10 protein-coding genes are annotated in these 13140 nt (G+C 57.4%); 8 read left to right on the top strand and 2 right to left on the bottom strand.

Annotated elements, in window-relative coordinates:
* Nucleotides 1-54: 54 nt before the first annotated feature.
* The 7 genes from WG29040_RS05915 to WG29040_RS05885 all read left to right on the top strand — a co-directional run bounded on the left by WG29040_RS05915 (nucleotide 55) and on the right by WG29040_RS05885 (nucleotide 9073).
* Nucleotides 55-1791: a monovalent cation:proton antiporter-2 (CPA2) family protein gene (locus WG29040_RS05915; protein ID WP_003446598.1), complete on the top strand. Its 1737-nt coding sequence runs from the start codon at nucleotides 55-57 to the stop codon at nucleotides 1789-1791.
* A gap of 141 nt (nucleotides 1792-1932) precedes the next feature.
* On the top strand, nucleotides 1933-2247 hold the full coding sequence (locus tag WG29040_RS05910; RefSeq protein ID WP_003446596.1) for a YqjD family protein: 315 nt from the start codon (nucleotides 1933-1935) through the stop codon (nucleotides 2245-2247).
* Between the two features lies 1 nt (nucleotide 2248).
* Nucleotides 2249-2626 (top strand): phage holin family protein, encoded by a 378-nt coding sequence (locus tag WG29040_RS05905; protein WP_003446595.1) that lies wholly within the window; start codon nucleotides 2249-2251, stop codon nucleotides 2624-2626.
* A complete protein-coding gene (locus tag WG29040_RS05900) occupies nucleotides 2623-2967 on the top strand; it encodes a hypothetical protein (protein WP_003446593.1) in 345 nt (114 codons plus the stop codon). The genes WG29040_RS05905 and WG29040_RS05900 overlap by 4 nt, the downstream gene beginning before the upstream one ends.
* A gap of 149 nt (nucleotides 2968-3116) precedes the next feature.
* Entirely contained in the window at nucleotides 3117-4448 is a 1332-nt protein-coding gene (locus tag WG29040_RS05895; protein ID WP_127195839.1) for a deoxyguanosinetriphosphate triphosphohydrolase, read from the top strand.
* A gap of 369 nt (nucleotides 4449-4817) precedes the next feature.
* Complete coding sequence (locus WG29040_RS05890) at nucleotides 4818-5444, top strand: response regulator transcription factor (protein WP_127195838.1); 627 nt, start codon at nucleotides 4818-4820, stop codon at nucleotides 5442-5444.
* Between the two features lie 8 nt (nucleotides 5445-5452).
* Nucleotides 5453-9073 (top strand): transporter substrate-binding domain-containing protein, encoded by a 3621-nt coding sequence (locus WG29040_RS05885; protein WP_127195837.1) that lies wholly within the window; start codon nucleotides 5453-5455, stop codon nucleotides 9071-9073.
* A gap of 172 nt (nucleotides 9074-9245) precedes the next feature.
* Here WG29040_RS05885 and WG29040_RS05880 read toward each other — a convergent pair whose 3' ends face one another.
* Together WG29040_RS05880 and WG29040_RS05875 are read right to left on the bottom strand one after the other, a co-directional pair.
* Complete coding sequence (locus tag WG29040_RS05880; RefSeq protein WP_010656826.1) at nucleotides 9246-9728, bottom strand: GAF domain-containing protein; 483 nt, start codon at nucleotides 9726-9728, stop codon at nucleotides 9246-9248.
* Nucleotides 9721-10614, bottom strand: a complete 894-nt coding sequence (locus tag WG29040_RS05875; protein WP_003446582.1) for an ATP-binding protein — start codon at nucleotides 10612-10614, stop codon at nucleotides 9721-9723. The genes WG29040_RS05880 and WG29040_RS05875 overlap by 8 nt, the downstream gene beginning before the upstream one ends.
* Before the next feature lie 175 nt (nucleotides 10615-10789).
* Between WG29040_RS05875 and WG29040_RS05870 the strand changes: the two genes are divergently transcribed.
* Nucleotides 10790-13105 carry a response regulator gene (locus WG29040_RS05870; protein WP_127195836.1) on the top strand — a complete coding sequence of 772 codons (2316 nt, stop codon included), beginning with the start codon at nucleotides 10790-10792 and terminating at the stop codon, nucleotides 13103-13105.
* Nucleotides 13106-13140 lie beyond the last annotated feature (35 nt).

Raw genomic sequence — 13140 nt, 5'->3', positions numbered from 1 at the left:
GCTCGTTTGCTGGATGCTCGCGACTTTTTACTCGAACTGACAAGGAAGACTTTCGTGTTCGCCAATTTGTTAATCATCCTTGCCTCATCCCTGGTGGTTATCGCGCTGTTCCGGCGCCTGCAACTACCCCCCGTGCTGGGTTATTTATCTGTCGGCCTGCTGGTGGGCCCGACGGCACTGGACTGGGTCAATGACAGCCCGGACCTGCCTGATCTGGCAGAGTTGGGGGTGGTGTTTTTATTGTTCTCGCTGGGGCTGGAGTTCTCACTGCCCAAGATGCTCAAGTTGCGCCGCGTGGTGTTTGGCCTGGGCAGCCTGCAGGTACTGGTGAGCACCGCGGCTCTGGGCGGCTTGCTGTATGCGTTCGGGATGAGCGCCAACACAGCATTCTTGCTGGGCGCAGGCCTCTCTCTGTCATCCACGGCCATCGTGAGCAAGGAACTGACCAGCCTGGGCGAAATTTTCAGTCGCCACGGGCAAAACGCCATTGGCGTGCTGCTGTTTCAGGATGTGGTCGCGGTGCTGTTGTTGACCTTGGTACCGGTATTTGCCGGCAGCAGCGATCAGGCCTGGTATTGGGCATTGCCGGTCACCTTGGGCAAAACCGTTATTTTGTTTGTTGGCCTGCTGTTTGCCAGTCGCTTCGTGCTGCCACGCCTGTTTCACGAAGTTGCTGCTTCCCGATCGGCCGAACTGTTCGTGCTGCTGGCACTGGTGATCGTATTACTGACCGCCTGGCTGACCCACCTGCTCGGTTTGTCGCCTGCGCTGGGGGCCTTCCTGGCCGGCATGTTGCTGGGGGAAAGCCACTACCGACATCAGATTGAAGCCGACATCCGGCCATTCCGCGACATCTTGCTGGGGCTGTTCTTCGTCAGTATCGGCATGCTGATCGATCTGCAACTGTTCGTTCACGACGGCTTTCTGATTCTCGGCCTGACCCTGGCCTTGATGCTGATCAAAGGCATTGTCGTCGCGACCCTGGTCAAGTTGCGCGGCAGCGATGGCGAAACGGCCTGGCGCAGTGGCCTGGCGCTGGCCCAAGGCGGTGAGTTCTGCTTTGCCCTGATGGCCCAGATGCAACTCAACTCGCTGATCCCGCCAGATATCGCCGCTTACCTGCTGGCCGCCACTTTCTGTTCGATGCTGCTGACTCCCCTGCTGCTGCGGGCCGCACCTAAAATTGCCGCGGCCCTGCACCGCAAGTCCAATGAAGAAGCCGAGCTGGAACAAATCGCCGCGCAAAGTGCCGAGCTGCATGGCCATGTGGTGATGTGCGGTTACGGTCGTGTTGGCCAGTCCATCGGGCGTTTTCTGCGCAACGAGAACAAACATTTCGTGGCTCTGGACTACGACCCGGAGCGGATTCAGGAAGCGGCCAAAGGAAACAGCAGCGTGCACTACGGCGATGCCCGTCGGGGTGATTTGCTGCGCGCTATCGGCCTGGACCGGGCACGCCTGCTGGTTATCGCGGTGGATAGCACGGACGTGGCCATGAGCGTACTCGAGGAGGCCCGGCTCATTACCCTGGACGTGCCCATTCTGGTCAGAACCCGCGACGACAGTAAGCTCGCCGAGCTCAAGGCCGCCGGGGCAACTGAAGTGGTACCTGAATTGCTGGAGTCGAGCCTGATGCTCGCCTCCCATGCCCTGATCATGCTGGGGCTCTCAGAAAAAACCGTACAGCGCCGGGTGGATGAAGTGCGGCATAACCGCTATCACTTGCTTGAAGGCTGCTTTGAAAGTACAGAGCCGCGGGAAGGGTCTGGTTTCCCCCGCGAAAATGAATAAATTGAGGTAAGGTTTTAAATCGCTCAGCGGGATATCTCTGGCATTCAGGTTGGGCAATCCCACAAGGTGTCAGAGAAATGCAGTGAACCTTCACCGAATGCCTACACTCGAACCATCAACAAGCCACTAACGGAGTTACCCATGGCCCGCATAAAAGCAAAGAATGCTCAAGAAATCCTGTTGGCCGATTTCCAGGCCCTGGTCAACGACACGGAAAGATTGCTGGAGCACTCTGCGACTCTGGCCGGCGACGGCGCTGAGGAAGTACGCGCCAAAATCCAGGACAGCCTGCTCAAGGCCCGCGAATCGCTTGCTGATACCAAGGAGTCGTTACAGGAGCGTGGCCAGGCTGCCGTAGTGGCCACCGAAGATTATGTTCAGTCCAACCCTTGGCAGTCCGTTGGCATCGCGGCGGGCGTGGGCTTTCTGATTGGCCTGCTGGCCACCCGGCGCTGATATGACAACTGAAGAATCCGGCTCCTCCCGTTCCACACCGCGGCGCCTGGGTGCCGCGGTTCTGGGTCTGTTGCATAGCCATGTCGAGTTGCTGGGCATCGAACTGCAAGAGCAGAAAGCGCGCACGGTCAGCCTGTTGTTATTTGCCGGGCTGGCACTGGTGTTCGCCCTGTTGTTGCTGATCGGTCTGTCGGCGCTGGTGTTGATATTGCTCTGGGACAGTTATCGCCTGAGCGGCATTATCGGGCTCTGCGTGTTTTATGCGCTGGCGGCGGCGTTCTGCGGCGTGCGCCTTAAAGCGGCGGTGTTCGATGAGTCTTCTCCTTTCAACGCCACGCTGGAAGAGCTGGCCAAAGACCGTGAGCGATTGATGCCATGAGCCATCCTGAAATGCCACAAAACGCCTCACGGCGCGAGATGCGCAAACTGTTGATCCGTCTGCGCATGGAAATGCACCGCCAGGAGATTCGTCACGAATCGCAACAACTGCTGCAACCACTGCAAAAAGTGCGCGGCATGGCCAGCAACTGGCAAGAAAACCTGGGGATAAAGCACGGTTCGCTGTGGGCCGTGGGGCTTGTCAGCGTACTCGGCTTTCTGACGGGCAGAAGTGCAAAAAGCAAAGGCAGCGATGGAACATCACGCTGGATCGGTCTGACCACAGGCCTGTTGCCACTGATCAAAATGGTCATCCAGGCAGCCTCGTCGCGCAAGCCTTGACGGGCCATGTGCAGGAGCGGGCTTGCCTCGTTCCTGCACATGGGGGCAACACCGATAATGCCCTGGACATGCATGGAACCATCTGCGGCTTGCACCATCCTGTCTGAAGCGAGAAGCTGGGGCCTCAGTCACTGACGGAGCACTGCGCCTTGGATTGGCAAACCCTGCTTAACCGCGAACGCCTCGGAAAACCCCACCACAGCCCCGAAGAACTCGGGCGCAGCCCTTTCCATAAAGATCATGACCGGATCATATTTTCTGGCGCATTCCGTCGTTTGGGACGCAAAACCCAGGTCCATCCGGTCAACAGTAACGATCATATCCATACCCGCCTCACCCACTCACTTGAAGTCAGTTGCGTGGGACGCTCACTGGGTATGCGGGTTGGTGAAACGATCCGTAGCGCGCTGCCCGAATGGTGCGATCCGGCCGACCTGGGCATGGTCGTTCAGTCCGCCTGTCTGGCCCATGACATTGGTAACCCGCCCTTTGGCCACTCGGGTGAAGACGCCATTCGCAACTGGTTTCAACAGGCAGCAGACCGGGGCTGGCTGAACGACATGAGCGATGCCGAGCGCAATGATTTCCTGAGTTTTGAAGGTAATGCGCAAGGCTTCAGGGTGCTTACGCAACTTGAATACCACCAGTTCGATGGCGGTACCCGCCTGACCTACGCCACCCTTGGCACCTTCCTCAAATACCCCTGGACCGCACGCCATGCGGACGCTTTGGGCTACAAGAAGCACAAGTTCGGCTGCTATCAAAGTGAACTGCACCTGCTCGAAAACATTGCCCACAAGCTCGGCCTGCCACAAATCGAAGACCAGCGCTGGGCGCGGCATCCGCTGGTGTACCTGATGGAGGCGGCCGATGACATCTGCTACGCACTGATCGACCTTGAAGATGGCCTGGAGATGGATCTTCTGCAGTATGACGAAGTTGAATCCTTGTTACTGGGGCTGGTGGGCGATGACCTGCCGCAAACCTATCGCCTGCTCGGCCCCCAGGACTCCCAACGGCGCAAGCTGGCGATCCTGCGCGGCAAAGCCATCGAGCACCTGACCAACGCTGCTGCACTGGCATTCGTTGAGCAGCAAGAGCAACTGCTGGCCGGCACCCTGCCCGGGGATCTGGTGGAGCACATGCACGGTCCGGCCAAGCGCTGTGTACTGGATGCCAAGGACATGGCGCGTAAAAAGATCTTCCAGGACAAGCGCAAAACCCTGCATGAAATCGGCGCCTACACCACGCTCGAAATTCTGCTGAACGCCTTTTGTGGCGCAGCACTGGAGCAGTATGGCGGACGGACCCCGTCGTTCAAGAATCGCCGGATCCTCGACCTGCTGGGGAATAACGCCCCCCATCCGCAATGGCCGTTGCATCGTGCGTTTATGCGGATCATCGACTTTATTGCCGGGATGACCGATAGCTATGCCACCGAGATGGCCCGGGAAATGACCGGGCGCTCCAGCCCGACCTGACCACGGCCCGCCCTTGTAAAAAGGGCGGGCCGCCGTGTTTCCGGCCTGTGCCGAGCTGAATCAAACGCGGACACTTGTCGCCACCCGGAACTCCCACCCCCTTCAACTACCCCTGTATAAAAACAGAAAAAAACTGTAGGAAAATTCACTTTACACAAAAGAAAATTCGATAAAATCCAGGCGCTATTTCAAGTAAACCTTTGACTGCCTCGCTCACCTCCTCCAACTTTCCAAGTAAACCCTGAACTCCTGCCTTATTTAATGTAGGACTATTCCCATACTACCCTTACTGGCCTACCCAATCGTATATCACTCCATATAACTAAGCTAAGGTGCGCCTATTCTATACCGTACTTTGTGGGGTTTCTTATGAACACCGTATTCATTGTTGACGACCATCCTGTGATCCGACTTGCCATCCGCATGCTGTTAGAGCATGAGGGTTATGAAATAGTCGGGGAAACCGATAATGGTGTAGATGCAATGCAGATGATCCGCGAGTCCGTGCCGGACATGGTCATTCTCGATATCAGCATTCCAAAGCTCGATGGTCTTGAAGTGCTGGCGCGCTTCAACACAATGAACACACGGGTTAAAACCCTGGTTTTGACGGCCCAACCCCCTGCACTTTTTGCCATGCGCTGTATGCATTCAGGTGCAGCCGGGTATGTATGCAAACAAGAAGACCTGAGCGAACTTGTCAGTGCCATCAAAGCTGTATTTTCCGGCTACCACTACTTCCCCGGCCAGGCATTGAGTTCAGAAAAGCACGAAAACGGTGAGTCGTCCGAAATGCAACTGTTCAAACTTGTCAACGACCGCGAACTCATGGTCCTGAAACTTTTTGCCCAGGGAAAAACAAACAAGCAAATAGCCACAGACATGTTTCTTAGTAACAAGACCGTGAGCACTTACAAAAAACGGCTCATGCAAAAACTGCAAGTCAGCTCAATGATCAACCTTATCGAACTGGCTAAACGCAACGCTTTGGTATGAAGAACTCAATGCCCTCATGGTTAAACAAATACCTGTCATTGATCGCAGGCCTGCTCCTGGATACCCTCCTGTTCAGCGCCACAGCCCGGGCAGAGAGCCATGTGCTGCTCAGCCGTTCCGGAACCTACCCCATGGTGGTTGCTCTGGATCAACAGCAGCGCTCCTGGCTCCAGGGCAAGCGCGAGTTACGGGTCGGCAGTTCGGCCCCTGACTATCCACCGTTCGACCTCACCGCCAGTGCCCGGGACTATGAAGGCCTGACCGCCGATTACCTGGGAATTCTGGCCAGTGCCCTTGACCTCCCCATCAAAGTCCAGCGATTCCACTCCAGACTCGCAGCCATCAAGGCACTTGAAGAAGGCAGCATCGACCTGCTTGGTACTTCAAACGGCTTTGAAGCCGACAACCCGCAACTGCTGCTGTCCACTCCCTATGCAATTGACCAGCCGGTCCTGGTGACCCGCGAGGGAGACAGCCGTTCTCTGCCCCGGGACCTTGCCGGTTTGCGCCTGAGCCTGGTGCACCACTACCTGCCTCTGGATGAGGTCAAGGCGCTCTACCCCAAGGCCATCATCCATTCCTATCCGTCCACTCAGAACGCCATCAACTCGGTGGCTTTCGGGCAGACAGATGTATTTCTGGGGGACACGGTCTCGGCGCATTACATGATCAGCAAGGGTCATCTGAAGAACATTAAAATGGCCAACTTCGGCAAGCCGCAACCCCATGGCTTCAGCTTTGCCGTACACCGGGACAATCGGCAACTGCTGGAGATGATCAACACTACCCTGCAAGCCGTGCCCGGCAGTGAGCGCGATAGTATTGCCAGGCGCTGGAACGCCGGCAGCAATAGTTTGCTGGCCAGTCAAAAACTGCAACTGAACGAGCGCGAAGAGCAGTGGCTGAGCCAGCACCCGGTAGTCAAAGTGGTGGTCAATGAAACCCTGGCGCCGCTGACATTTTTTGACCCGGACGGAAATTTCAGAGGCATTACTGCCGACTTGCTGGAGATCGTTCGCCTGCGTACCGGGCTGACTTTCGAGATACAGCGTGCACGCAGCTTCGGGACCATGATCCAGATGATCAACAGGCATGAAACCGACATCATTGCCGCCATCAGCCCCTCTGCTTCCCGAGAAAGCTCACTGAGTTTCAGTCGGCCCTATTTTGAGAACTCATTCGTGTTGCTCACCGCAAAGGGTTCCGGCAAACCTGCAAGTCTTGATCAACTGGCAGGCAAAAAACTGGCCCTGCCCCTGGGCAACCCCCTGACTGACTATTTGCGTACCGAGCATCCGCAAATAGTTCTGGTCAACACCGATGACATTTATCAGGCAACCGAACTCCTGGCCGCGGGAAAAGTACAGGGGGCGGTCAACTCGCTGGCCATTGCCAACTACTGGCTGTCTTCAAAATTGCTCCACAACCGGTTGCAGATCAGCGCCTCCCTGGGAACCCGGCCCGCCACGTTTTCCCTAGCCACCTCCAGGGATGCCACAGAACTGGGCTCTATCCTCAACAAGGCATTGCTCGGCATTGCGCCCGAAGAACTGGGCATTATCCACAGCCGCTGGGCTGGGCATGCCCCGGCGCCGGAGAGCTACTGGCACCCTTACCATCGCCTGATTTACCAGATCATCATTGGCGCCAGCCTTTTGCTGTTGCTGTTGCTGATCTGGAACGCCTGCATGCGCCGGCAGATCCGGCAACGGAAAATGACCGAGCAGGCACTCAGTGATCAGTTCGAGTTCCTGCGGGTTCTGGTCAATGGCACGCCACATCCGATTTATATGCAAGATCGCGACGGGGTTCTGCGAACCTGCAATGACAGCTACCTGGACGCTTTTTCAACCCGGCGCGAAGAGGCCATCGGACAGACGCTGATGCAAACCTGCAGCCTTATGCGTGATGAACACGAAGCCCATGATTATCAGGCCGACTGTCTGCGGGTCATGACGGAAGGCACCCCGCTTATCGTCGACCGGCCACTGCAGGCAGGCGATAAAACCCTCACCATCTACCACTGGATTCTTCCCTATCGCGATGCCCTGGGCGAAGTGCAGGGCATCATCGGCGGCTGGATCGACATCAGCGATCGCCGCCAGCTGCTGGAGGAACTGCGCACCGCCAAAGACCTGGCCGAAGACGCCAACCGGGCCAAAAGCACATTTCTGGCAACCATGAGCCATGAGATCCGCACCCCGATGAATGCAGTCATCGGCATGCTTGAGCTGACCTTGAAACGCGCTGATCAGGGTCATCTCGACCGCCCCTCAATAGAGGTCGCCTATCATTCTGCCAAAGACCTGCTGGAGTTGATCGGCGACATTCTCGATATCGCCCGCATCGAATCCGGTCGAATGAGCCTGACTCCAGAGCGGGTCAATCTGCGGGATCTGGCCAGCTCGGTGATCCGGGTATTTGACGGCCTGGCCAGACAGAAATCCCTGCACCTCTCACTGACTTTCAAACCCGAAGGCCGGGCGCCTGATGTCATGATCGATCCGCTGCGCTTCAAGCAAATCATGACCAATCTGATCAGCAACGCCATCAAGTTCACCGAGCGCGGCCAGGTAAACCTCGAACTGCACTTGCTGGCGAGCGACACCCCGCACCATGTTGATCTGCAGTTGCGGGTCCGGGACACCGGCATAGGTATCAGCCAACAGGATCAGGAGCGCCTGTTCGAGCCCTTCGCCCAGGGGCAAAACAGCGCAAAACTGGCGATCAACGGCACCGGCCTGGGTCTGGTGATCTGTCGTAGTTTGTGCGAAATGATGGGCGGTACCCTGAGCCTGAGCAGTCAGCCCAACGTAGGCACGCAAATTCAAATAACCCTCAGGTTGCCTGCGCTGGAGCCCTGCACGCCGCCCACCGCCGAAGAATCGCAAATCCACCCCGCTACCACCCAGCTCAATGTACTGGTGGTGGACGACCACCCTGCCAATCGCCTGTTGCTGTGCCAGCAACTGGGATTTCTGGGGCATCGCTTTACCAGTGAAAAAAACGGAGCTGACGGGTTAAAAGCCTGGAAACAATCGAGGTTTGATCTGGTTATCGCTGACTGCAACATGCCGGTCATGAACGGCTACGATTTGACCCGGGCGATTCGTCAGCATGAGCAGGCATCCCGACACAGCCGCTGTACGGTTCTGGGCTTCACCGCCAATGCCCAACCCGAAGAGCGACTGCGTTGCAAGCAGGCCGGGATGGACGATTGTTTGTTCAAACCCATCAGCCTGAGACTGTTGGGTCAACGCCTGGCCGCGATCGAACCCACAGCCCCATCCGCGAGGGCACCCAATCTCAATATTGAGAGCTTTTACGCACTGTCAGGACAGGACAACGCGCGAATCAGAATGCTGCTCGAAGAGCTGCTGCGCAGCAATCGGCAGGATCTCAAGACACTGCTTGAACTGCGCGTCGACAACGGCCTGCAACCTTTTTTCGTCATCGCACACCGGATCAAGGGCGCAGCGCGCATTGTGAGTGCCGACATCCTGATCAAACGCTGCGATGCGCTGGAGCAAGCCAGCCTTGCAACTCTGGAGTCTCGCCGTAGTGCCGTGCAGCAGGCCATGGAAGCACTGGAGGTAACATTGATCAACGAACTGGCCAAACACGCCTGAATGCACCCACCCTGCCGGCACCTGAGCCGAACGTCACCGCGGCCCCACGTGAATCACCAGTGGGCCCGCGGTTTGGGCGCGAGCATGTTGCTATACGCCCGGCCGTGCCTGGAGCCGCTACAGCCTGACCAGCCCGAGTCGAAGCACCACGGCCCCTAACAATCAGGAGCTATCAGCACTCACTCAAACGCAGGAAGATCGCAGCCAGTGCCTCAATACCTTGCTGATCCTGCTCGGAAAACCTGCCGACGCTCGGGCTGTCCAGATCCAGCACGCCGATCAGGCGCCCGTCCTTGATCAAAGGCACCACCAGTTCGCTGTTGGAAGCACTGTCACAGGCAATATGCCCCGGGAAAGCATGTACATCCTCAACCCGCTGGGTCTGCCTGCTAGCCGCAGCGGCGCCACAGACGCCCCGGCCAAAAGGAATGCGGACACACGCGATCTGCCCCTGAAAAGGCCCCAGCACCAGCTCTTCATTACGATTAAGGTAAAAACCGGCCCAGTTCAGGTCATCTAATTGATGGTACAAAAAAGCCGAAAACTGCGCGGCGTTGGCAATAAAGTCGCGCTCATCCGCCAGCAAGGACTCCAACTGGGCCCGCAGCAAACCATAGCCATCCAGACCGGCGCCTGTGGCATTCAAATCAATCATTGTTTTGCTCCAGCAATTTCAATCCAACCCAGTAACGTGCAAATTGATAAGCGCACCGGCCATTACGGTTGCCACGCCCGGTCGCCCAGCGCACGGCCAGAATATCCAGCGCTTCGTCACGCTGCCACTTCAGACCGGCCTTGCCGGCCAGTACCTCAATCCAGTGCTCGACCACGTTGAGGAAGTGCTCCTGGGTAAACGGGTAGAACGACAACCACAGGCCGAAGCGATCAGACAATGCAATCTTGTCCTCCACCGCTTCGCTGGGATGAAGCTCACCGTCGACGTTCTTCCAGTTTTCGTTGTCGCTTTCTTTTTCGGACACCAAATGCCGGCGGTTCGAGGTGGCATACAGCAAGACGTTGTCCGGGGCTTGCTCCAGCGAGCCGTCGAGCACACTTTTCAGAACCCGGAAATCGCCTTCACCGGCGTCGAAAGACAGGTCATCGCAAAACAGGATAAAACGCTGCTTTTGGCCCTGTAGCTGCTCCACCACTCGTGGCAGATCGGCCAGGTGATCACGTTCGATTTCAATCAAGCGCAACCCGGACTGCGCGTACTCGGCCAGCAAGGCCCGAATGATCGAAGACTTGCCCGTGCCGCGCGAGCCCCACAGCAACGCATGGTTGGCCGGAAAGCCATCGAGAAATTGTTTAGTATTGCGGCCCAGTTGATCGCGCTGGGTATCAACTCCGATCAGATCCGTAAGACGCATCTCAAGACTGACTTGCAGCGGCATCAGATAACCCGAACGACCTTCGCGTTGCCAGCGGGCTGCCAGGCAGTCGCCCCACTCAATCGGCTCGCGCTGCGCAGGCAGCAACGGCTCAAGACGCGCCAGGACCGCTTCAGCCCGCTCTAGAAAGGCATACAGTTTAGAATCCACAACATCTCCTCAGACTGATACACAGTGATAGCGCATTGACATGGACCGCGCGCAGCGCCCGTCCATGAGGTGATTGATACAACCTGCCTGTAAATACTGCAGCTATACCTGCCTGTTAACCGACTAATCGATTATTCTTGCCCGCCGAAGGGAAATGGAATCAGGTGCTGCACCCATGGACATAAAACTTACCCATCGCCTGTCTTATAAACAGGCCAGGCTGACAGTGCTGGTCGGCTTTGTCCTGGGGACAATGCTCAGTCTGCTGCAAATCGGTATGGATTATGCCAGTGAAAACGCAGCCATCAATCGTGAAATCGAATCCCTCCTGGATATCAGCCATAACCCGGCCTCACGTATTGCCTACAACCTGGACTCAGAACTCGCACAAGAGCTAGTGATGGGCCTGATGCGCGCGCCGGCCATTACCGGGGTGCAAATCAGCGATAACGACAAAAATATGCTGGCCAATGGCCGCGAGCAGCTCGATAACGGCCGCTACCGGGCATTGAGTGATTTCCTGTTCGGCTCCATGCGCACCTTCGACGATCGTCTGTACTTCAACCACTTGCCCGAGCAAAGCGTGGGAGTGCTTCACCTTGAGGTGGATACCTACCCGTTTGGCAGTCGATTCCTGCACCGTGCAGAGCTCACACTGCTCAGTGGTTTTGCCAGAAGCCTGCTGCTGACCTTTATTCTGCTGGGACTGTTTTATGTGATGCTGACCAAGCCGCTGGTACGGGTTATTGGCGAGCTCAGCAGAAGCAAACCCGGTAATCCCAAGCCATCGCGCATCGAGTGCCCGCGCGGACATGAAGACGACGAAATCGGTGTATTGGTCAACGCTGCCAATCAGCAATTTGACGCCGTAGCCCGGGAAATCGAGCAGCGGCGCAATGCAGAAAATCGCCTGACCGAGTATTCGTCCCAGCTTGAAGACATGGTCAAGGCCCGCACCCAGGAACTTGAAGCAATCAATTCGCGCCTCAGTCAATCCAATCAAGAACTGGAGGCAGCCCGCAGCACGGCACTGAAAATGGCTCAGGCGCGGTCGGCGTTTCTGGCCAACATGAGCCACGAAATACGCACGCCCCTCAATGGCCTGCTGGGCATGCTGGAACTGTGTCTGGACAGCCCGCTGAACGCCGAGCAACTGCAGCAGCTTTCAATAGCCCACGACTCGGGCAAGGTTCTGGTCGAACTGCTGAACGACATTCTCGACCTGTCAAAATTCGACGCCGGGAAACTGGAACTTGAACATATTGCTTTCGATCTCGGCACCCTGACCGAAGACACCGCCAACCTGCTGTCTCAGAACGCGGCGCCCAGCGTAGAGCTGACCTGCCTGATTGATCCGCACTTCCCGGCATTGGTGATGGGGGATCCAACCCGGGTGCGGCAGATTGTCAGCAACCTGCTGTCCAATGCCCTCAAGTTCACCCGGTTCGGGCGCGTTGATGTACGCCTTAGCGCGCACAACGACCAGGTACGGATCGAGGTGCGTGACACGGGCATCGGCATCGCCCACGAAGCGCAGACACGCATATTCAAACCCTTTACCCAGGCCGGGGCCGGTATTACCCGCCAGTTTGGCGGTACCGGCCTGGGCCTGGCATTGACCCGCAGCCTGTGTGAAGTCATGCACGGCCGACTGACCATCAGCTCGCAAATCGGTTTCGGCAGCCAGTTCTGTGCCGAGCTGCCTCTGCCCTGCCACACTCCCGCCATCAAGCCCATGCCCTTGTCTGGCCGGGTAATTGCCGTGAGCCCTGCGGGCAGCGGTCTGACTGAACTATTGAGCAGTTTTTTGCCTTTATGGGGCCTGGATTACCAGCGTTACTCGCTCGACGACTCACTGGCGGGCGCTAATCCGGACCTGCTGATTACGGACTGCCCAGAGTGCCTGTTCGGCCTGCGCCCCACCATCAGCACCCCGATTTTACTGGTCACCGCCTATGGCAACTTCATGCCCGGCGACCAGGTCAACGCCCTGGCCCCCCTGCAACAAAAAGCCCGGCCTTTATCACGGCACGCGCTGTATCAGACCTTGCAGCAGTTGCTGCAAAAAGAAGGCGGCAACCACCCGAGCACTCACTCCAGGAGATCCTTCGTTCTGCACCGCGCTCAAGTGCTGCTGGTTGAGGACAACCCGGTCAATCAACTGGTGGCCAAGGGTATGCTCGGCAAACTTGGCTGTGACGTGGTGATTGCGGCCCATGGTGGTGAGGCGCTGAGCCAGCTGGAGCGCAACAACTTCGATCTGGTACTGATGGACTGCAACATGCCCGTCATGGATGGTTACGAAGCCACCCGGCAAATTCGTCAAAGTGGCCGCTGGCCAGAGCTGCCAATTGTCGCCCTGACTGCCAATGCCATGCCCGAAGAGCGTGAGCGCTGCCGTGCGGCGGGGATGAACGACTACCTGGCCAAACCCTTCCGCCGCGAAGAGCTCGAAACCCTGCTCGACACCTGGGTGCCGCTGAAAACCTGAGCAATGCACAAGCAGGCGCCGCGCTGAACCGTGGC

Origin of the sequence: Pseudomonas sp. PAMC 29040 (genome assembly GCF_003994535.1) — a bacterium.
GTDB classification, from domain to species: domain Bacteria; phylum Pseudomonadota; class Gammaproteobacteria; order Pseudomonadales; family Pseudomonadaceae; genus Aquipseudomonas; species Aquipseudomonas paraversuta.
This window is presented reverse-complemented; position numbering and strand designations above follow the sequence as displayed.